Annotated in this window: 19 protein-coding genes and 1 pseudogene; 15 read left to right on the plus strand and 5 right to left on the minus strand. The window is 56.8% G+C overall.

Annotated features, from left to right (window positions below; translation table 11 throughout):
* Positions 1–108 precede the first annotated feature (108 nt).
* On the plus strand, positions 109–987 hold the full coding sequence (locus NCT32_RS30915; protein WP_250491057.1) for a LysR family transcriptional regulator: 879 nt from the start codon (positions 109–111) through the stop codon (positions 985–987).
* 626 nt (positions 988–1613) lie between these two features.
* Here NCT32_RS30915 and NCT32_RS30920 read toward each other — a convergent pair.
* Positions 1614–1889, minus strand: a complete 276-nt coding sequence (locus NCT32_RS30920; RefSeq protein ID WP_061120650.1) for a hypothetical protein — start codon at positions 1887–1889, stop codon at positions 1614–1616.
* 163 nt (positions 1890–2052) lie between these two features.
* On the opposite strand from NCT32_RS30920, the gene NCT32_RS30925 reads away from it, so the two are divergent.
* The 3 genes from NCT32_RS30925 to NCT32_RS30935 all read left to right on the plus strand — a co-directional run bounded on the left by NCT32_RS30925 (position 2053) and on the right by NCT32_RS30935 (position 3633).
* Complete coding sequence (locus NCT32_RS30925; RefSeq protein ID WP_061120651.1) at positions 2053–2493, plus strand: antitoxin Xre/MbcA/ParS toxin-binding domain-containing protein; 441 nt, start codon at positions 2053–2055, stop codon at positions 2491–2493.
* Positions 2490–2969 (plus strand): RES family NAD+ phosphorylase, encoded by a 480-nt coding sequence (locus NCT32_RS30930; RefSeq protein ID WP_250491058.1) that lies wholly within the window; start codon positions 2490–2492, stop codon positions 2967–2969. The genes NCT32_RS30925 and NCT32_RS30930 overlap by 4 nt, the downstream gene beginning before the upstream one ends.
* 169 nt (positions 2970–3138) lie before the next feature.
* Complete coding sequence (locus tag NCT32_RS30935; protein ID WP_086961442.1) at positions 3139–3633, plus strand: ProQ/FinO family protein; 495 nt, start codon at positions 3139–3141, stop codon at positions 3631–3633.
* Between the two features lie 104 nt (positions 3634–3737).
* On the opposite strand, the gene NCT32_RS30940 is transcribed toward NCT32_RS30935, so the two are convergent.
* Entirely contained in the window at positions 3738–4388 is a 651-nt protein-coding gene (locus NCT32_RS30940; protein ID WP_250491059.1) for an RES family NAD+ phosphorylase, read from the minus strand.
* Positions 4381–5070: a hypothetical protein gene (locus NCT32_RS30945; protein WP_061119817.1), complete on the minus strand. Its 690-nt coding sequence runs from the start codon at positions 5068–5070 to the stop codon at positions 4381–4383. The genes NCT32_RS30940 and NCT32_RS30945 overlap by 8 nt, the downstream gene beginning before the upstream one ends.
* 489 nt (positions 5071–5559) lie before the next feature.
* Between NCT32_RS30945 and NCT32_RS30950 the strand changes: the two genes are divergently transcribed.
* Complete coding sequence (locus NCT32_RS30950; protein WP_250491060.1) at positions 5560–5928, plus strand: phage integrase SAM-like domain-containing protein; 369 nt, start codon at positions 5560–5562, stop codon at positions 5926–5928.
* Positions 5929–6536: 608 nt separating this feature from the next.
* Here the strand turns inward: NCT32_RS30950 and NCT32_RS30955 are convergent.
* Positions 6537–7460, minus strand: coding sequence for a LysR substrate-binding domain-containing protein (locus tag NCT32_RS30955; protein WP_250491061.1), 924 nt, complete (start codon positions 7458–7460; stop codon positions 6537–6539).
* 111 nt (positions 7461–7571) lie between these two features.
* Here NCT32_RS30955 and NCT32_RS30960 point away from each other — a divergent pair, with 111 nt between their 5' ends.
* The 6 genes from NCT32_RS30960 to NCT32_RS30985 all read left to right on the plus strand — a co-directional run bounded on the left by NCT32_RS30960 (position 7572) and on the right by NCT32_RS30985 (position 13724).
* Positions 7572–8489, plus strand: a complete 918-nt coding sequence (locus NCT32_RS30960; protein ID WP_250491062.1) for an amidohydrolase family protein — start codon at positions 7572–7574, stop codon at positions 8487–8489.
* Positions 8486–8893 (plus strand): protocatechuate 4,5-dioxygenase subunit alpha, encoded by a 408-nt coding sequence (gene ligA / locus NCT32_RS30965; RefSeq protein WP_250491063.1) that lies wholly within the window; start codon positions 8486–8488, stop codon positions 8891–8893. The genes NCT32_RS30960 and ligA overlap by 4 nt, the downstream gene beginning before the upstream one ends.
* Complete coding sequence (locus NCT32_RS30970) at positions 8886–9728, plus strand: class III extradiol dioxygenase subunit beta (protein WP_250491064.1); 843 nt, start codon at positions 8886–8888, stop codon at positions 9726–9728. The genes ligA and NCT32_RS30970 overlap by 8 nt, the downstream gene beginning before the upstream one ends.
* Positions 9728–10678, plus strand: a complete 951-nt coding sequence (locus NCT32_RS30975; protein ID WP_250491065.1) for a Gfo/Idh/MocA family oxidoreductase — start codon at positions 9728–9730, stop codon at positions 10676–10678. The genes NCT32_RS30970 and NCT32_RS30975 overlap by 1 nt, the downstream gene beginning before the upstream one ends.
* A gap of 398 nt (positions 10679–11076) precedes the next feature.
* A complete protein-coding gene (locus NCT32_RS30980) occupies positions 11077–12246 on the plus strand; it encodes a porin (protein WP_250491066.1) in 1170 nt (389 codons plus the stop codon).
* A 176-nt stretch (positions 12247–12422) separates the two neighbouring features.
* A complete protein-coding gene (locus NCT32_RS30985) occupies positions 12423–13724 on the plus strand; it encodes a dicarboxylate/amino acid:cation symporter (RefSeq protein ID WP_250491067.1) in 1302 nt (433 codons plus the stop codon).
* A gap of 363 nt (positions 13725–14087) precedes the next feature.
* Here NCT32_RS30985 and NCT32_RS30990 read toward each other — a convergent pair whose 3' ends face one another.
* Positions 14088–15038 (minus strand): LysR family transcriptional regulator, encoded by a 951-nt coding sequence (locus NCT32_RS30990; protein ID WP_250491068.1) that lies wholly within the window; start codon positions 15036–15038, stop codon positions 14088–14090.
* A 404-nt stretch (positions 15039–15442) separates the two neighbouring features.
* Between NCT32_RS30990 and NCT32_RS30995 the strand changes: the two genes are divergently transcribed.
* From NCT32_RS30995 to ligK, 4 genes and pseudogenes are all read left to right on the plus strand, one after another.
* A complete protein-coding gene (locus NCT32_RS30995; RefSeq protein WP_250491069.1) occupies positions 15443–16771 on the plus strand; it encodes a Rieske 2Fe-2S domain-containing protein in 1329 nt (442 codons plus the stop codon).
* Positions 16772–16900: 129 nt separating this feature from the next.
* Entirely contained in the window at positions 16901–17869 is a 969-nt protein-coding gene (locus tag NCT32_RS31000; RefSeq protein WP_250491070.1) for a PDR/VanB family oxidoreductase, read from the plus strand.
* Between the two features lie 199 nt (positions 17870–18068).
* Complete coding sequence (locus NCT32_RS31005) at positions 18069–19094, plus strand: amidohydrolase family protein (RefSeq protein ID WP_250491071.1); 1026 nt, start codon at positions 18069–18071, stop codon at positions 19092–19094.
* Position 19095: 1 nt separating this feature from the next.
* Positions 19096–19778: pseudogene (gene ligK, locus NCT32_RS31010) on the plus strand (4-carboxy-4-hydroxy-2-oxoadipate aldolase/oxaloacetate decarboxylase).
* Positions 19779–19789 lie beyond the last annotated feature (11 nt).

Consider the following 19789-nt stretch of genomic DNA (forward strand, 5'->3'; position numbering starts at 1 on the left):
GAGTAAGACAAGGGATCGCTCGTCACTAGACAGCGAATGAGCTACCTTGTGTCGCCGATATCGGAACAGTTGGGGCACAGAGGCTTACGTCTGGAGCAGGAGAATAGGTTGGAAATCGAAGATCTGAAGATGTTTGTCGAAGTGGCCGATGCCGGCGGAATCAACTCTGCCGCACGACGGCTTGGGCTCGCAAAGTCGGTCGTCAGCCGTCGGCTGCTTCGGCTGGAACAGGAACTTGGGGCGGAGCTTTTCGCACGCACGACGCGCGGCGCAATTCTGACCGAGGCGGGGATATCGTTCCGCGATCAGGCGGCGGACATTTGCGCCAAGATCGATGCGGTCCGGGAGGAAATGTCTCCCAACGGTGATATCACAGGATTATTGAGGATCGCCGGACCCGCATCGGTCGGAACGCTCTTCGCACCAGCGCTTGCAGACTTTGCCAGGAGGCACCCGGCACTGCAGGTGCATACGCGATTCTCGGATCAGTATGTCGATCTCGCTGCTGAAGGTTTCGATTGTGCGATTCGCGTGGGCTACATGCCCGATTCAAGCTTGATCGCGCGCAAAATCGGCTCTCTGCCGATGCAGCTATACGCCAGCCCGGGCTACATCAAGGAGAACGGGGCGCCGGAGTATCCAGGCGATATCCTCAAGCACTCGGCGATCACGGCCGGAACCAACAGCTGGGTGTTCAGCGACGGGGATCAGAACTTCACGGTGCATCCGCAAGGCCGGTTCAAGGCGGACAACGCCTATGTCCTCGCGGAGGCGGCAGCGGCCGATCTGGGAGTCGTTGCGATGGGCGAGATGATCGCGGGACCTTATGTCGAGGCAGGCAAGCTCGTGCCCATCATGACGCGCTTCAGATTGCCGGACGTCGGTATCTTTGTCGTGCGCCCGCCAAGCCAGCACATCCCCCGAAAGGTCAGACTACTGATCGATCTTCTTGTCGAGAAGTTTGCGACGGTGAGCGGCGACTCATAAAGGCGAATGCGCAAGCTTGGCTTAGCGCGCAGTTGTCTTTTCCGCTCTTACCGATCGGCGCTGCGGGCCGACCGTCTCCTTGAGCTAATCAGCGGAAATAGGTTTCGAAATGGCGCATGACGCGGTAGGCTCACGAGCCCTTCGGGCCAGCAAGGTGCTCTACCGCTGATTCAGGAGCTTTTCGATCTGTTTCGTCTCCTGTTGAAGTTGCAGCCTGAGAAACTTGAGGAACTCCTTTCCGTTCTCGGAGAGGTCAGCGGCGCAAACGATTAGGATAACGAATGATTTGACAATAGGTAACATGATCGTTCGCATTCCAAAACGTAACATGCGGACGCGATCGGATTGGCAGGCTAGTGGTGTTCCGAGAAACCGACAAGCAAACTGGAATGAGAAGAGAGGGGCGTCCTAGATGTTTCCTCTAGCAACAGCCAATTGGTGCATCTTCGGGTTCGGCGACCACAGAGGAGCCTCACGGACGGTCACGATCGTTTGATGACCCAAACTGCGTCGCGCATAGGCCGTTCGGTTGCATGGGATAGTTCAATCAGCGAGCATGCGGACTGTACTCGCGCGGCGAGCGCCGCGCGACCCCTTTGACTCAATCAATGGGTGAGCGAGGGCCCTCACCGAAATAATTGTTTCGACGCGCCTGCACTGCCGATCAACAGACCTAGCAAAAAGCTCGAGACCGCAACGATGCCCAGCACGGCCAGCGGATTTTCGCCGGTCTGATCTCGAACCATGTCCACCGTGCGGCCCGCGAACTCTTGAGTGGTCCCGGCGACTTGCCCGACCCTACCTTTGATTTGACTCATCGCGTCGCCGGCACCGCTGCCGAAGGCCTCCTGTACCTTGCCTGTCGCCTCCTTCAACATTCCTTTCGCCTCGGTCGTGTCCATTTCCAGTCTCCCAAAAGTTGTCGGCTCAGCGAGGGCTGCCACGCAACCGCCATACCTACGGATTGCACGCGGCCTCGGTCAACTCGTTCTGAGCGGCGAAAGTACGCCAGCGGCCGGCGCTGCCAATTTGGTGTAATATAGATGCCAAATGGCAGGAGGTGCTATGACCGTCATCGACAAAATTTCGGCGGATTCGTTGTTGGGCGGACGCTCGGTCTTGCGCCGCGCACCGCGGTCGGCCCTCGAATGGGTGGATATCGTTCGTCACGGCATCTCCTCCCAGGCGCTCGACTCAATGCTCAAATCCATCGCGATTTCGCAGTCAGAACTGGCGCAGGCGCTCGATATTCCTGAGCGCACCTTGGCGCGGCGCAAGCGAGAAGGCGTTTTCAGCCGCGAGGAGTCTGCCAAGTTGCTACGACTCGCGCGTGTCGCGGCGCGCGCGGCGGAAGTATTTGAAGATCTCGATCTCGCGGTCGGGTGGCTCAAGGCACCGGCAGCGGCACTAGGCGATGCTACTCCGCTCAGTCTTCTCGATACGGACATTGGTGCCGATAGCGTGATGGATACGCTCGGGCGCATCGAGCATGGTGTTTTTGCATGACCTTGATGGCATGGCGGGTAGTGACAGAGCGGTATGCCGATAGCGCCTTTTCCGGCGAAGGTGCGCGCCTCTATGGCGGGCGGTGGAACCCGAAAGGGGTCGCGCTCGTATATACAGCGCAGACACAGTCGCTTGCGCTCCTCGAGATGCTCGTACAGGACTCACCGCTGCGGGCTCGGTATGTGATGATCCCGGCGCGAATTCCTGAGACCCTGATCGAGCGCGTCGACGCTGCGAATTTGCCGCCCGACTGGAGAGAGCTCAGTGCACGGACCGAGCTGCAACAGATTGGTGCTACGTGGGCGCAGAAGCGAACGAGCGCGGTGCTTGCGGTGCCGAGCGCGGTCGTCCCTGCCGAAACTAACTATCTGCTCAACCCCAGTCACCCAGACTTCGCGCAAATCGCGCTTGGGGCGCGCGATGAATGGGAAACTGACCCGCGGTTGTTGCGACGCGCCGCTCGAAGCGACGCGTGACAACGTGTCGTCGCCGCGCGACCGGCATTCATTTTGTTTTTCGCAAACGGGCTTGAGCTAGAGTTGCGGCCGCGTTCGGCACTGCCGCCTTGGAGAATCGTCACGGGCGCTGAACGGCGACGTTTGAAGGCGACTGGTAAAATGTGGCGACTGATTGCAGGCATGCACCATGGGATTCGAACAGCTCGTTGCGCTTAAGGCGCAGCTGAACCAGGACGCGAAGGGCAAAAAGGCCGCATCGCGCCGGACGTCGGCGCCAGTAGGCGTCGAAAGGGAAATTAAGCAGCCACCGAAGCGTCCGCGAACATCTGCTGACGCGGCCACGCGCGCAGTCACTACGCTGCAACGACATTTTCCGCACGCCTTTCCGCACAGTCCCGCACCAAAGGTTCCTCTCAAGGTTGGGATTCTCAAGGATGTGCTTGCCCGAGCGGCGTGGCTTGGGCTTAGCGAGCGAGACGCTCGTAATGGCGTCAAGCTCTGGTGTCGCGGCCAACGCTATTGGACCTGTCTCGTCGAAGGCAATATACGCGTGGATCTTACCGGCGCAATCACTGGCGTTGTCTCCGCTGCCGAAGCGGAGTACGGCGCAAGTCAGGAGAAGGCTCGGCTCGCGCGCAGGCGAGAACAGATTGCGAACAATCGACATGGTCAACTGCGTTGACCGGCGAAAACACGCTTTAACTGCAGACTATATTGACATAAATAGTATTATCGGTTTTTTAGTAAATGACTAACTCGTACCTTGCTTCGCTAGCCTTTCCCATTCTAAAGTGTCGGCGTGACGGTGGCGCCCATCTCGGCCAGCAACTCGACGATCAGATGCTCGTAGTGCTCGATGTGCCGGGTCCGCTTCAAATCGACGATCGGCGCTGACACCCGGTCGCCGAATAGCATCACAGCCATTGACTGGTTGTCCTGCTTTGACATCCACATCAGCCCTTGCGCATCGGGCATGTTCTGCCATACCCATAGCGCCCATTCACGCGTGCGTGGATAGTCGGTCTTGTCGCCATCGAACAGATCCGATGGCGCCAGGCCCGGTCCACGCAATCCCGTCGCGGTCAGATTGGCCAGTTTCAGGTCGGCTAACCCGATCTGGCTTAGATGCAAAGACGAAGCAAGATCCCGCTCGAGGTCGTGCTGATAGCCGGCAGACGGCGTTGGCACGTCATGCAGAACCACTTCCATGATCGCCCCTCGCTCAGATGCGGCGGCGTAGATTGTCGGGATGACTTGCCCGTTGTCCGGTCGATGTAGAGGACTGAAACGAGCGTTGCCCAGACCGGAATCGTTGAAAGCGTCCGGCGCGTAGTTGCCTGTCGCAGAGTCGAGCGGATGAACACGGAACCACGTACCAGAAGAAACCTTGCCGAGCGTGAGCGCAGACGCAGGCGGCGGAAACACCAGACTACCCATGCACCGCCCCCACAACGTGGTCCTTCGCCGCTTCGATCACCGCTTGCGGATTCGTTGCGAGCACCTCACGCGGGCGCTTGCCGCGCAGCATACTGTTCGTCGACTCGAACCAAGAAGCGATTCGAAACGGCCGGTAGCCCGCGAAAATTCTGAGGATCTCCGCAACTTCGGGGATCGGGTTGCCGAGCTCGTCAAAGGCATACTTGGGATAAAGCGTCTGGCCTGCGCGTTCAATCGAAAAAATCTTGCCCTCCCGCTTCCACCTGCTCGTCACTGCATGCTGATTCGTCGCGTCAGGATTTTGCCGCTCGCCGACCCTTTGTGCAGTCAACCACGTCGTCCCGTTGAGTACCGCTTTCACCGACTTCGCTTCCAATTCTGCCCGCGAGTCAGTCAACAGCGTGACCGGAGACGCGTCGATAAGCCCCTGCAACACAAGCCCTTCCTGCTCACTGACGCTTAGGCGGACCTGGCGTGTCATCTCAACCTTCGCTGCCGGCGTGAAATCCGCTGTCTGGATCTTGTCGATTAGCATTGTCGCAGCCGCTCGAGTGGCGTCGAGCGCCATCACGTAGCGACCGACATCGCTGGCGACCGCCTGGGTGGTATTCCCCAGCGGCGATACTGACGCAATGTGCGCGGCGGCCGCACCCTTCCGATCCGCCGATTGCGCTTTGGCCATGTTCGTCCTCAAATTAGGATTGTGATGATTTCTATATGTATCACACTTCTCACATTGCAAGTGATCGCGGCATGAAGCGCTGGAATCTTTCCGATCGTTCGTCGCCGAAGCAAACGTTTCCCGTGAAACTAATGACGTTTCGACCCTAAATCGCGAATGGCGGCGTAACGCGGGGCATGGGTAAGAGACCGGCTCGGGCATTCTTCAATTGTAACTACAAGCATTTACGTCCACTGCCTTGACATGCTCGGCCAGCAGTACCTTAACGAATATCAGCAGCACATCGACCGACTTATTGCGAACGAGGAATCGTGACTGTGGGCAAGGACTACCGCATGGCCGTGGCGGTATCGCAGACGGCCCTACCTACGCCGGCTAACAAGAACTCGTGGACCGTATCTGTCGACGGCACGACCTTGGACTGCCCGGATAAGATCGCCAGCGTTTGAAGTTGTAATTCATACAAAACGCGATCGCCTCCTGAGATCGATGGCAGCCTCGCTGCGCCAGCTAACATTCACCCTCGCCCCGAACACCATCGTTTGGATATTTCGCACTCTGCAGAATTGGTTTTCCTACCTGGATACGAGCGCGCCAGCGCCGATTCCGATTAACCGACTAGAAGATATCAGTCAGGAAATCCTCGAAGGTTACGTCTCATGGCTGCTGACGCGGACTGCGAAAACGAAAACGGGAAAGGCGAAATACTCAACTGCGCGGACTGCCTTTAGCGCTTTGCGTACTGTGCTGATGCAGTCTGCCGTCGAGGGTAAGATCAGCGTCGGCGTCTTCCCAAAGAAGCCGTTCCCTACGACAGCCGCTCTACCTCCGAGCGCCCGGGCATCGTCGGGGCAATGATCGTTAACGGAGGGTCGCATTCTTTGGCGCCGGCTGGCATGATCATCGCCGAAATGGGCGTCGAATAAGTAGGTGTACCAACTGTGGCGCATCGAAATACGCATGGCGGCTAGTCCGATACCGAGATTGTGCGGACCCCAGAGCTACCAAACAATATCGTCATCGTCGACGATGGGCGTTGTGTCCTGACCAACAAGCAACGAAGTATGAAATCCCGCCAAAGGGGAATCCAGTCTCTCAGGGGCTCTCCAGAGCCTTTTCGCCGACGCGAAAGTGTCGCCTTTTTTTTGGGGGCTCACCGTGCTGGACGAAGGAACTTGGATTTCAGCGCGACGAATTTGCCGTCGGCGGCATTGAGCGAGGTGCGCAAGCATACTCGACGGACGTGGACACCGTCTCGCGATGCCCAACGTACCATCTGCATCATCACCTGTGTACCGGCCACGAAGGACTCGAGTCGGTCCCGATAGAGCCGCACCCATCAAGTTCTGGTCGGCCTCGCTCAGACGCTCCAATTAGAAATTCTCAAAAACTGTCCGAACTACCGAGGCCACCTCGGTCGGGCCGGCTCATGCATTTTTTTCTGATGGAAAAATGGTCCGCATGAACTAGACCGATTGTTTGATACTCCAAAGATCGAGTAAAAGATCTTGCAGCATGGGTACGACCTGGTTCAACAACGGTCCACGGGGCCGTTGAGCCGACGTGGCGATCCATAGCATTGTTTCCAAAGTCGGCGACCGAATTGGACGAACTGTGAAGTCGTCTATCCGCCCGCTCAAGTGAACCGCTTTCAACGAAAGGATCGCATGCAGTTCCTCGCTACATACAAGCGTTAGGATCGCGGGAATGCTCTCAATCTCAAGTTCGATTTGTGGTTTAAGCGATGCTTGGGCCATTGTTCCTTCGACTAGCATGCGAATGGAATGCGGTCTGCTTGGCATCACAAGAGTCTTTCTGGCCACTTCCGCCAGGCTAATGTCGTTGGAAACAGAGCGCTCTGGACAGTCTCGGTCACTCCGCCGAGATACCAAATGCAGCTGCTCATTGAGTACAGGCACAAGGTCCACGCCCACTGATGTAGGGACCGTGTAGACCACCGCGCAGTCAACGCGTCCGATAGTCAGCCACTCCAGGATGTTCGTAGACAAACCCTCTAGCACACAAACCGTCGCGCCTGGAAAGCGAGAGCGGAAAGCCCGAACCAACGGCGCCGTGAGCGCATGACTGACGCTTGGCGGAAGCGCCACCACAAGCCGGCCGGTGAATGCCCCGCGGCCTTCCTCCATGTCTAGACGCGCTCGTTCGATCTGGGCGAGGACGCTGCGGCCGTGCTCCAAAAACCGCTTGCCGGCCTCGGTCAAGGTCACTCCCCGCCCATTGCGCTCAAGCAGCACCTGCCTGAATTCCACCTCTAGCGCCCGTACGTTCCGGCTGAGTACTGGCTGCGCAACCGACAGGAAGTTCGAAGCACGAGTGAAACTGCCCAACTCTGCTACATGGACAAAAAATTCAAGCTGTCGCAGTTCCATATCTTCCCCGCCTAGAATTGCGTTTCGTGCATATCTGATATGCCGGCGTTGTCATTGAAGAATGGCAGATAATGCCAAAGAATACAAGCCAGATGACATGACGAGGCGACAATGAGCGACCATTTCACGAAGACTCCTGGGTGGCTAGACTGGCATGCCAACCCGTCCCGGCCCCAATTTCGGTTGCCCGAGGGCGCGGTCGATGCCCACTGTCATGTATTCGGTCCGCCAGATCGCTTCCCATACGCTCCGCAGCGCAAATACACCCCTTGCGAGGCGACTGCGGATCAACTCTTCGCTTTGCGTGATCACTTGGGCTTTGCGCGCAATGTGATTGTCCAAGCGACCTGTCATGGGTCAGATAATCGTGCGCTCGTTGACGCCTGCGTCGCTGCGGAAGGCAAGGCACGCGGAGTCGCAACGGTCGAACGGCACATCAGCGACGAAGAACTCGCAAAGCTACACGCCGCAGGGATACGCGGCGTCCGATTCAACTTCGTCAAGCGCCTGGTTGACTTCACGCCTAGAGACGACTTGATGGCAATCGCGGAGCGCGTTGCCAAGCTGAACTGGCACATCGTTGTCTACTTCGAGGCGGTGGATCTACCTGAGTTATGGGATTTCTTCACCGGGTTACCAACCGATGTGGTGGTCGACCACATGGGGCGTCCGAACGTTTCAAAAGCCGTCGATGGGGAAGAGTTCGAGTTATTCGTAAAGTTTATGCACGAACGTCCCAATGTGTGGACGAAGGTCAGCTGCCCGGAAAGGCTTTCTGTGTCTGGAAAGCCGGCATTGGGCCGGGAACGGCATCCCTATTCGGATGTGGTTCCATTTGCTAAGCGTCTCGTCGAGACGTTCCCTGACCGCGTTCTCTGGGGCACCGACTGGCCCCACCCAAATCTCAAAGATCACATGCCTGATGATGGCCTGCTTGTGGACTACATCCCACAGATTGCTACCACAGCAGAGCTACAGCGTAAGTTGCTCGTCGACAATCCCACCCGTCTTTACTGGGGCAACGAATGAACCCAGACACCGCTCGCGATTACCAGTTAATCCCCGGCACCTACGTGTTTGACGGGGCGCGTTGCCGCGCAGGATACGCACTGAACATGTTCTGCAAGTCGCTCGACCAAGAATCAAATCGAGCAGCGTTCCGCGCCGACGAGTCGGGGTATCTCGACACCTATAAATTGACCGACGACCAACGCCGCGCTGTGCTTGATAGAAATTGGCTAGAAATGTTGCGCTTAGGCGGGAACATTTATTACACGTTTAAGCTCGCGATTTTTGATGGGCTGACTATGCAGCATGTAGGGGCCGCCATGTCAGCCGATGGAATGTCGGTGGAAGATTTCCGCGCAATGATGACTGCCGGTGGCCGTCAGATCCAGGGCAATCGCAGTGTGGAGGAATGGAAGCATGGCTAAATTCGTCGGCGGTATCGCGACTTCACACGTGCCCTCGATCGGCGCCGCAATTGATCATCGAAAAACACAGGAACCGTACTGGAAGCCGTTATTCGATGGTGTGGAGCCGGCACGCGAATGGATCCGTACTGTCCAACCTGATGTCGTTATTGTGGTCTATAACGATCACGCGTCGCGATTCGGGCTCGACCTGACTCCTACGTTTGCCATTGGTGTAGCAGAACAGTTCCCGCCGCATGACGAAGGGTACGGGCCGCGGCCAGTACCTTCCTGCGACGGGGATCCCGACCTCGCATGGCACATAACCGAGTCCCTCGTACTGAACGATGAGTTCGATGTGGCGATGGTTGGCGACATGACAGTGGATCACGGTCTTACTGTGCCGCTATCGCTGATGTTCGGCCAAACCGAGCGATGGCCCTGCAAAGTAATTCCGTTATGTGTAAATGTAATTCAGTATCCTCAACCCACGGCACTACGTTGTCTGAAGCTTGGACAGGCGCTGCGGCGGGCGATCGATTCCTACGGGCCGGATCTTAAGGTTGCCATTTTTGGAACGGGCGGAATGTCCCATCAGCTTCAAGGCGAACGCGCCGGCCTGATCAATCGCGCCTACGACGAAAAGTGGCTCGATGGGATGTACAACGACCCTTCAACCCTCGCGAAGATTGGGCATACCGAACTGTTACGCGAAGCCGGATCGGAAGGCCTAGAGATTATCATGTGGCTTGTCATGCGCGGTGCACTCAGTGAGCAGGTCCGTCAAGTCTATCGCTTCTATCATGTGCCGGCGTCAAATACCGCTTTTGGCCTGCTAGTGTTCGAGGACGCCTGATGAAACCGCTAAAGGTCGCAGTGGTGGGCGCGGGTGCTATCGGAATTCAGCACCTCGATTCGCTTTCAAAATCCACAGATGTCGAAATAATATCATTGGTGGACAGCGAGAGTGAAAAGACGCGCGCTATTGCCAGCCGTTATCCAATCAAACAAATTGACCGGGAGTTAGATGACGTTTTAAAACTTCCGGAGTTGGAAGCGGTGATACTGTGTACACCAACGCCGCGACATGCAGAGCAAGCGGTCGCATGCTTGCAAGCGGGAAAACATGTCCTGGTCGAAATTCCCTTGGCACAATCTCTAGCCGACGCTGAAACAGTGGCGTTATGGCAGCAGCGCACTGGACTGATCGCCATGTGTGCACATACCAGGCGGTTCAATGCGGGCCACAACTGGTTGCATGACCGCATCGTTGCCGGGCAATTCTCGCTCCGTCAGTTGGACGTGCAAACGCATTTCCTGCGTCGCTCGAATACGAATATATTCGGGGAGCCGCGAAGCTGGACAGATCATCTACTCTGGCATCACGCCGCTCACACCGTTGACCTGTTTCAATACCAGACAGGTGAGGACGTGATTGAAGCGAACCTGCTGCAAGGACCGATCGATCCAGCGCTAAAGATCGCGCTCGATATGTCGATTCAGCTGAAAAGCACGAGTGGGGCGTTGTGTACTTTGTCCCTGAGTTTTAACAACGCTGGGCCGCAAGGGTCCGTGTTTCGTTATATTGGCGATGGCGTTACATTCATCGCGCGCAATGACGCTTTGACCGACGGAGACGGGAACAACATCGAGCTCGGTCATGAGGATTCGGATCTAAGTGGGATTGCGCGGCAAGATCGTGAGTTTTTCAGTGCGATTCGAGAATCTCGAATGCCAAACGCAAGCGCTGCGGGCGTGCTGCCATGTTATCGAGTGCTACAGAGGCTCGAAAAGACGCTTACATGAGGCCGGCAAATCGAGATGGCAGTATAACTAAAATATTTATCTCGTTGACAACGCAGTGCGTCCAAAATTTAGACTTTCGTTCCCCGGAGTCAGTAAGCGACGTGAATCTGACAAATTAAAATTATGGAGACAACATTGTGCAACGTTCTATTACCCGCACCCGCCACTTCGCTATCGACGCCCCACGGCCCACTGCCTCTGCGAGTGAAAATGGCAGAAAACGGCGTGCGTCAGTGCAATTGAGGTCTGACATGCGCGTAGTCTTTTCAAAGGCCCACGGCTGAATCAGGTTCGGCCGGTCTACGCGGTCGCCTGCGCGCCACGTTCAGATAAGTTTGCTTGGGTCATACGCAGAATGATGACCCGGAAAGACGGCTCCTCTCTAAAGGATTCAGGAAATGAACAGTACTGTAAGAGCGACGCTAGCTGTCGCCATGCTACTAGTGTCGCTCTGCGCCCGCGCGGAAGGCTCGGTGACCCTCTATGGCGTTTTTGACGTTGGCGTGGACTGGGAAAATAAAGCCGCGACTTCGCCTGGGCAAACTGCGGCGTCTGGTTCTGCCGTTCGGATGACATCAATCTCGGCTGCATTGCCGTCACGTTGGGGATTGCGCGGCAAAGAAGAGCTTGGCGGAGGATTTAACGCGATTTTCGAATTGGAAAATGGCTTCTCGCCAAATACCGGTGGCCTCCAACAAGGAAATCGCCTGTTTGGACGATCCGCATGGGTGGGACTCGAAACGCCCTATGGGACCCTTCGTGCGGGTCGGCAAATTAACATGACGTACATTGCCTTGTTAAGGTCGACAGTTATCGGGCCGGCTCTATATTCTTTGGCGTCGCTAGACCCGTATCTCCCGAGCGCGCGTTCAGATAACGCTCTGAGTTATCTGGCTGAATTCCGCCATTTCGTGTTAGGGGGCACGTATAGTTCGGGGCGTGATGCGGCGGTAGCCGCAGGAAGTGCGGCGGTCAACGGAGGCGCGGCGTATAACCCCGGAGCAACGAATTGTCCGGGTAACATTGCAGGTAGTCCGACGTCCTGCAGGCAAATAACGGCGCTCGCTGGTTACTGGGGCCCGCAGTTTGGTTTGCAGTTCGTATATGACGACCTGCGCGGTGGACCTGGTTTGTTGCCCGGAAGCGTTTCATTCGACCCATCAATGCCGCTACTCCTCGCTAATTCGCATCAGAAGACAACTCGTTACATGGTCAGTGGGTACGTGCAACTCGCGGCTGTCGCGTTGCGTGGAGGCATGATTCACCGGATGACTACGACTGCGACCGACTATCAGACAAACATTTTCTACGGAGGCGCATCGTATATGCCGGCACCTGACATTGAGTTGGCCGGTGAAGTGTCCAGAATCACAACGACGGATCAAAAGAACGCTAACTTCTACGTCATGCGCGCGACTTACCTCTTATCAAAACGAACGTCGGTCTATACCATGCTCGGCTTTATGCAGAACAACAGCCGCGCGTCTTATTCCGTTGGTGCGGGCTACTTCACGGTCGCCGGAGCCAAACAAACCGGCGTGCTTTTGGGCCTACAAGAGAAATTTTAGGTTCAAGCAAACCCGAGGGCGCAAGAGATATGAAGCAATTTTTCTGTCCATTCGCCTACAGGTGCTTATTTGGCGGCTCTCGACGCCTCCTTTTTTTGCGCGCGCGCCCTTGGAGTTCGGCGGCCTGGGGGAGATGAAGACCCTCGGAACATACACGTGCCGCTTGGAGGAACAGCATGAATAATGCAGCCACCGTGACGACAGGGGCGCAACGCCAGAAGAAGCCATTTTATCGCGCACTCTATTTTCATGTGCTCGTGGCCATTGTGCTAGGCATCTTACTCGGTCATTTTGCGCCGTCGATCGCGGTAAAAATGAAGCCGCTCGGCGATGCCTTCATTAAGCTGGTCAAGATGGTGATCGGACCTATCATCTTCTGTACGGTCGTGGTCGGCATAGCCGGCATGGGCGATATGAAGAAAGTTGGGCGCGTCGGCGGCAAGGCATTGCTGTATTTCGAGATCGTATCGACGTTCTCGCTTGTTGTCGGACTTGTCGCAGGTCATCTGTTTAAGCCGGGCAGCGGCTTCAACCTGAAGCCGGCGATGATCGATAGCAAGGAGTTGAGCGCTTATACGACAGCCGCGCAAGCGCAGAGCACGGTTGACTTCCTGCTACATCTGGTTCCCGACACTTTCATCAGCGCGTTTGTAACCGGCAACGTGCTGCAGATCCTGCTGATCTCCGTGCTATTCGGGGCATCGCTGGCAGCGCTCGGGGAACGAGGTAAGCCGTTGATTGAGCTAATCGACAAGACTGCGCATACCTTCTTCGGCGTCGTGCACATCATTATGAAGGTGGCCGCGATTGGGGCGTTCGGCTCGATCGCCTTTACCATCGGCACGTTCGGGGTCGACGCCGTGATCCCCTTGCTCAAGCTTATCGGTGCGTTCTATATGACGCTCGCCGCGTTCGTGCTTGTCGTGCTGGGCGCGATCTCGCGCATGCTCGGTGTCAATATCTTGCGGTTTATGGGCTATATCCGCGAGGAAATTCTCATCGTGCTCGGCACGAGTTCGTCTGAAGCGGCGCTGCCACAAATGCTGAATAAACTGGAACGCATCGGCTGCTCGAAGTCAGTCGTCGGTCTCGTGATTCCGGCAGGTTACTCGTTCAACCTTGACGGTACCAATATCTACCTCTCGATGGCCGTGCTGTTCATCGCGCAGGCGTTCAACGTACAACTAACTCTGGCGCAGCAACTCACGCTCGTCGGCGTCGCGATGCTCACGTCGAAGGGTGCGAGCGGCATCGCGGGCGCGGCGTTCGTCATGTTGACCTCTACCCTGCTCGTGTTTCCGGTGATTCCCGTGTCGGGAATGGTGCTGATCCTCGGCATTCATCGCTTCATGGGTACGGGCTTGGCAATTGTGAACACGATTGGCAACGGCGTGGCCACGCTCGTGATCGCTGCCTGGGAGAAAGAACTCGACCGCTCGATGTTGGAAGCGGTGATGTCGCGGCAGCGCGCCGTGTAGTTCCCACTTTCTTGTCTAGGTTCGTGCTTCTCTCCCACCGCGCTGCCCGGCGGACCGGTTTGCCGCTTGGACTTCGGGACTGCAAATACGGTCAATGATCTACGGATGAGTGGCAGGAAGGGGCATAGGCGACGCGACCAAGTCGGCATGCCACCCAGGCGGAACGGCAAACCCGTAACTCCGCCCGCCTCAGAGCAGCGTGCACAGCCCCGGTCATATGTCGATCAAATCCGGAGAAACGGAGCATCTCGGCCGCGGCCTACAACGCCACTCTCAAGATCCGTGGCGCCAACGAAAACAGCCAACAAGCACGGCGAGAACAGGATCGCATAAAGATGCGCTACGGTTATCGACCGCTTTAGGTCAAGCATCGATGCTTCTTTCAACGTTAGCGTGGAACACAGCAAGCTGCTGACGGACAACCTCGCTTATAAGCGAGGTGCCTTGTTCGATAAGCGCGTCGTCGAGCGTACGAACGGGTCTTACGACTGAGAGGCTGCACCGCAGGGATGAGGGTTTGCCTATGCGATGCAGTGTCAGTTCGGGATTTCCAATGCACGAGTGAACTCCGCTTAAAGGAATTACTGAGCTTCCGTAGCCTCTTTGAACTAGATCGAGAATTGCGGAGAGATTTTCGATCTCGTGCGCGACTTGCGGCTCCAGGCCAACTGCTGCCATTGCAGTCGCTAGCGCCACGTGTATAACATTCGTGTTTCCTGCAGTTACGAGCGGCAAGCCGGCAATGTCCGCAAGGGCAAGCGTGCGGGGCGGCGCCTTTCCGTTATCGCCCGCCGCCGGTCCCGACACGAGGTAGAGATCCTCCTCGCAAATCAGACGCATTTCGACCAGATCGCTGGGAGGCTGATTGTATACGACCGAGCAGTCGAGTTTTCCAGTTTCCACCATCTCAACCAGATTGGCCGACAGGCCGTCAACAGTACGCAGGGTTACCGCGGGGAGCCGCTCTCGGAAGGCGTCGATAAGTGGAACAACCGACGTGCGCGCCAAGCTCGGCGGCAGTCCAAGCACCAGCGTCCCCTGAACCGGACCTTCGTCCCCCCTAACGGCGCGAGTTGCTGCAGCAATTTGCCGAAGAATGATCGGCACATGCGCCAAGAGCCGCTGGCCAGCATCAGTCAGCACAAGGCCGCGGCCGTTGCGTTTGAATAGCACAGTCCCGAGCTCGGCCTCGAGTTGCGCAACCTGACGGCTCAACGCTGCCTGGGTGAGCCCTAGGAGCGAGGCCGCCCGCGTCAAATTTCCGACTTCTGCGATGCGCGAGAAGTTGTGGAGTTGCCTGATTTCCATGCCCATGTACCCCCGCTATATGCATAACAGCTATGCCGAATTCCCGGTTTTAAACCGTCTGGTATCGATATATCTTAACACTCATGAACTTAGGGCGGTAACGACATGCGACGTTTAGTTGAGGTGTGGCAGGACAGCGACGCTGTCATCGGGAGAGGTCTTCTTGGTTCGTTTTTAACCTGCCTAGTCGGCACTTTTTTAAACGCGATCTTTGATACCGACGTGAACGCCCTTGAGGCCGCCACGTTTGTAAAGCGACTTTCACTCGGTTACCTCGGCGCAGCAGCTGTCGTTGTCGTTGCCTTCCCCTTCTTGGCAAACCGTCGACGGCTAGTTTCCGACGACAGCCAATACTGACGCATTCGTCCGCCTATACGGACTGAAGTGCAAACCCACATAGGAGACACTGCATGGAAACCCCGACGCAGCCGATCGTAGTAAAACCGCGCCCCCGAGGCGCTGATCGTTATCAGTATCTGACACAGACCAATGCCGGGACTCCCGCAGGTGAACTGCTTAGGCGTTATTGGCAGCCGGTGGCGACCAGCGACTCATTGCCTAAAGACGGAGCGCCACAACCGATCCGCATCATGGGCGAAGATCTCGTACTGTTCCGTGACGACAAAGGGAAAGTTGGTCTGATTGACCGAAAGTGTGCTCACCGTTGCACAGATCTCGCGTTAGGGCGCATTGAAGACGGCGGGATCCGCTGCCCCTATCATGGCTGGCTGTTCGATGTCAACGGGCGGTGCCTCGATCAACCGGCCGAAGCGTCGCCGACAGCCAAAGACCGCATCCGAATGAAGTCGTATCCGATTCATGAGGCCGGAGGAGCGTTCTGGGCATATATGGGTCCCGGCGAGGCGCCGCTTTTCCCAAACTATCCGGCGCTCGCAGGTGGCGACGAATTTCGCTACACGACGCGCTGGTTTGGCGACTGCAACTGGATGCAAGCCAGCGAGGGCAACATCGACCCGGTCCACACATCCTATTTGCACCAGTTGGAGTTAACTAGCTCCGACATGCAAGCGCGTTGGGGCGTATTCGCCAACCAGGCTCGGCCCGAACTTGCCGTCGAAGATACACGCTTCGGAGTGAGGCTCTACACGCTCCGCAAGATTGATGGAACCGATCGCTCATCAATTCGCATTACAAACTTTGTAATGCCTAATGCTTGCGCTGTGGGCGGCTTTGAGGGCTACCTCGGCGAGGGCGGACTCACGATGCTCTGGGATGTGCCAATCGACGACGAACATCACTGGCGCTGGGAATTTATCTTTCATCGAAGCGGCCAACTTGACAAGGCAGCGCTTGCTAAACAATACGCATCCGAGAAAGCTGAAGGCGACCGCATGCGGAGGGACAAACGCGATTTGTATTCGCAAGATCGTGATTCGATGAAGAAGGAGGCCTATCTGGGCCTGGGTGAGTGCTTTTCTGTCCACGATATTGCGATCACTCAATCGCAAGGAACGATTCACGATCAGACGGGGGAGCACCTTTCTTCCTCTGATATCGCCATCATGCGAGCCCGACGCATGCTCGACGAAGGTGCAAAAGATGTGGCGGAGGGTCGGGATCCGAGAGGCGTCGTGCGCGCTGAATCCGAGAATCAGTTCTCCGACCTGGTCGTGGTCACAGGCGAGATTGAGTCGACTGAAACAAAAGAGATGTTCTGCGCACGTTATGCAAGTGATGCAACGCTCTTTGCTTTGAACAACAAGGGTGTCACCGAATAGCGCGCCATAGGTGCCCGCTCGCTCACTGACCTCTCGTGATTGCGCGGGCCATCCGCGCAGCTTCGCGCCAGGGATCGATATCCCGAATGTAAATAGCAGATAGCATCGTTTCTAACGGACCCTAATGCGATGGCCAATACAATCCTCGTGCGTGTGACTTCCGTGTCGCCGATCGCGCAAGACATCCGTCTAGTCACGCTGAGCGCGGTTGATGGATCTCAGCTTCCCACGTACCAACCCGGCTCGCATATCGATCTGCATATTGGGCCGGGCTTGATTCGCCAATATTCGCTTTGTGGACCGCATGACGATCCTGCCAGCTATTCGGTTGCTGTAAAGCGGGAGCCGGAATCGCGTGGCGGCTCCAAGTGGGTGCACGAAGACCTAGATGTCGGCACCGAACTAGAGATTTCTCTACCGCGCAACAATTTTCCGATGGCTGAGCACGCGAGACACAGCATTCTTGTGGCCGGCGGCATAGGCATAACCCCTTTGATAAGTATGGCGCGTGTGCTAAACGCACAGGGGCAGTCTTTCGAACTGCTTTATTTCTGCCGTTCGTCGGAGCACGTAGCGTTTCGCGATGAACTCGAGAGTGGCGCGCTGTCTACGTCATGCCGCATGTTTCTTGGACTAAACCGGGAGGCGGTAGCCGAAGCGCTGCGGGACGCGCTTACCGTCCGGTCCGGGGACACGCACCTCTATCTTTGTGGACCGCGCCCGTTCATGGATACCGTCCAAGAGGTTGCCGCGCAATCAGGCTGGCCAGTCGACGCAGTGCACCTTGAGTACTTTGGCGCGTCTGAGCAGGCGATAGCGATGGTCGGAAATCGCAGCTTTCAAGTGACGCTGGCACAAAGCGGTATGACGGTCGACGTCGGGGCCGATGAAACGATCATCGACGCACTCCGCGCGCGAGGAATTGAAGTGGAAACCTCGTGCGAACAGGGTGTATGCGGTACTTGCGTCACGACGGTACTGGACGGCGTGCCTGACCACCGCGATTGCTTTTTGACGTCTGCCGAGAAAGCGCAAGGCGACTGCATGGCAATCTGCATCTCACGTTCGAAATCGCCTGGCATAACTCTCGACATTTAAGGCAACGCAATCGACGATGTTGTCTTTTGCTTCGATGCCTGTTGCCCGAGCACGAGGGTTCGAAACTTAATAAGTTAGTGGGATTGGCCAAGGCAAGCCGCTTCGTCGACGAAGCGGCACCGTCGCCCATGCCGTCGCCCTACTGGGGAGTCGAACGGGCACCTTATGTATGGGTCGATCCACTTCAAGCGGAGTAGCGATGATTATCGACATTCACGGGCACTACACGACCGCGCCCAAAGCGTTAGAGTTGTGGCGCACTCGGCAAATTGCCGGCATCAAAAACCCGGCAGAAATGCCAAAAGTATCTGAGTTGAGAATCAGCGACGACGAACTGCGTGAGTCAATCGAGACCAACCAGCTACGGTTGATGAAAGAGCGCGGCCTCGATATGATCGTTTTTAGTCCTCGAGCAAGCTTCATGGCACATCACATTGGAGACTTCGACGTCTCCAGTACGTGGGCTGCGATTTGCAATGAGCTCTGCTATCGCGTCTGTCAACTGTTTCCGGAAAACTTTACGCCGGCGGCAATGCTTCCCCAGAGTCCGGGCGTCGACGTCGACACAAGCATCCCCGAACTGGTGAAGTGTGTCGAGCAATACGGGAACGTCGCTGTTAATTTGAACCCGGACCCGTCTGGAGGTCACTGGACAAGCCCTCCGTTATCCGATCGTTATTGGTATCCGATCTACGAGAAGATGGTTGAATATGACATACCGGCGATGATCCATGTAAGTACTAGTTGCAATGCATGCTTTCATACGACCGGCGCTCATTATTTGAACGCAGATACGACTGCATTCATGCAGTGTCTGACATCGGTACTTTTTAAGGATTTCCCGACACTTCGCTTTGTCATTCCACACGGAGGCGGTGCAGTACCTTATCACTGGGGCCGATTCCGCGGACTTACGCAAGAATTGAAAAAACCTTTGCTGAAGGATTATTTGCTCAATAACGTTTTCTTTGACACTTGCGTTTATCACCAGCCCGGCATCGATCTGCTGACACGCGTGATCCCGGTCGACAACATTCTATTCGCGAGCGAGATGATCGGCGCGGTGCGGGGCATCGATCCTGAAACGGGACATTATTTCGACGATACGAAGCGGTATATCGAGGCGGCAAGCATCGAGCCGCAAGCGCGCTACAAGATCTACGAAGGCAACGCCCGTCGTGTCTATCCGCGTCTGGATGCCGCGCTTAAAGCAAAGGGGCGTTGATATGTACGAGCTTGGAGTGGTGTATCGCAACATCGATCGCGCGGATGCACATGCCGCGCAGAGGCTCGGGGCGCTCGGATCGGCGACTGTGCATGAAGCAATGGGCCGCGTGGGCCTGATGAAGACGTATATGCGGCCGATCTTTAGCGGGGCGCAGGCGGCGGCACCGCCGTCACGGTGCTGCTGCAACCGGGCGACAACTGGATGCTGCATGTTGCGGCCGAACAGATTCGCCCGGGCGATATCGTCGTGGCCGCCTGCACGACCGAGAACACCGATGGCTTCTTCGGCGACCTCCTCGCGACGAGCTTCAAGGCGCGCGGCGCGCGGGCGCTCGTCATCGATGGCGGCGTGCGCGACGTGCGGGTTCTGACGGAGATGAACTTTCCCGTTTGGAGCCGTGCCGTCTCCGCGAAGGGAACGGTGAAAGCCACGCTCGGCTCGGTGAACATTCCGGTGGTGTGCGCGGGCGCGATGATCACGCCGGGCGATGTGATCGTCGCCGATGACGATGGCGTCGTCGTGGTGCCGTCGGCGATGGCGAAGCAAGTACTCGACAACGCGATCGCGCGCGAGGCGCTCGAAGAAGAGAAGCGGGCGAAGCTATTGAGCGGCGTGCTTGGCCTCGATATGTACAAGATGCGGGAGCCGCTGCAAAAGGCTGGCTTGCGTTATATCGACTGATGGCGGAAAGA

It is taken from the genome of Caballeronia sp. INML2, from assembly GCF_023631365.1.
GTDB classification, from domain to species: Bacteria; Pseudomonadota; Gammaproteobacteria; order Burkholderiales; family Burkholderiaceae; genus Caballeronia; species Caballeronia turbans.

Excerpts from the sequence above, each read along its gene's own strand:
- NCT32_RS30920 (WP_061120650.1), bottom strand. The coding sequence starts at position 1,889 with ATGGACACGACCGAGGCGAAAGGAATGTTGAAGGAGGCGACAGGCAAG.
- NCT32_RS30925 (WP_061120651.1), top strand. The coding sequence starts at position 2,053 with ATGACCGTCATCGACAAAATTTCGGCGGATTCGTTGTTGGGCGGACGC.
- NCT32_RS30930 (WP_250491058.1), top strand. The coding sequence starts at position 2,490 with ATGACCTTGATGGCATGGCGGGTAGTGACAGAGCGGTATGCCGATAGC.
- NCT32_RS30935 (WP_086961442.1), top strand. The coding sequence starts at position 3,139 with ATGGGATTCGAACAGCTCGTTGCGCTTAAGGCGCAGCTGAACCAGGAC.
- NCT32_RS30940 (WP_250491059.1), bottom strand. The coding sequence starts at position 4,388 with ATGGGTAGTCTGGTGTTTCCGCCGCCTGCGTCTGCGCTCACGCTCGGC.
- NCT32_RS30945 (WP_061119817.1), bottom strand. The coding sequence starts at position 5,070 with ATGGCCAAAGCGCAATCGGCGGATCGGAAGGGTGCGGCCGCCGCGCAC.
- NCT32_RS30950 (WP_250491060.1), top strand. The coding sequence starts at position 5,560 with ATGGCAGCCTCGCTGCGCCAGCTAACATTCACCCTCGCCCCGAACACC.
- NCT32_RS30955 (WP_250491061.1), bottom strand. The coding sequence starts at position 7,460 with ATGGAACTGCGACAGCTTGAATTTTTTGTCCATGTAGCAGAGTTGGGC.
- NCT32_RS30960 (WP_250491062.1), top strand. The coding sequence starts at position 7,572 with ATGAGCGACCATTTCACGAAGACTCCTGGGTGGCTAGACTGGCATGCC.
- ligA (WP_250491063.1), top strand. The coding sequence starts at position 8,486 with ATGAACCCAGACACCGCTCGCGATTACCAGTTAATCCCCGGCACCTAC.
- NCT32_RS30970 (WP_250491064.1), top strand. The coding sequence starts at position 8,886 with ATGGCTAAATTCGTCGGCGGTATCGCGACTTCACACGTGCCCTCGATC.
- NCT32_RS30975 (WP_250491065.1), top strand. The coding sequence starts at position 9,728 with ATGAAACCGCTAAAGGTCGCAGTGGTGGGCGCGGGTGCTATCGGAATT.
- NCT32_RS30980 (WP_250491066.1), top strand. The coding sequence starts at position 11,077 with ATGAACAGTACTGTAAGAGCGACGCTAGCTGTCGCCATGCTACTAGTG.
- NCT32_RS30985 (WP_250491067.1), top strand. The coding sequence starts at position 12,423 with ATGAATAATGCAGCCACCGTGACGACAGGGGCGCAACGCCAGAAGAAG.
- NCT32_RS30990 (WP_250491068.1), bottom strand. The coding sequence starts at position 15,038 with ATGGGCATGGAAATCAGGCAACTCCACAACTTCTCGCGCATCGCAGAA.
- NCT32_RS30995 (WP_250491069.1), top strand. The coding sequence starts at position 15,443 with ATGGAAACCCCGACGCAGCCGATCGTAGTAAAACCGCGCCCCCGAGGC.
- NCT32_RS31000 (WP_250491070.1), top strand. The coding sequence starts at position 16,901 with ATGGCCAATACAATCCTCGTGCGTGTGACTTCCGTGTCGCCGATCGCG.
- NCT32_RS31005 (WP_250491071.1), top strand. The coding sequence starts at position 18,069 with ATGATTATCGACATTCACGGGCACTACACGACCGCGCCCAAAGCGTTA.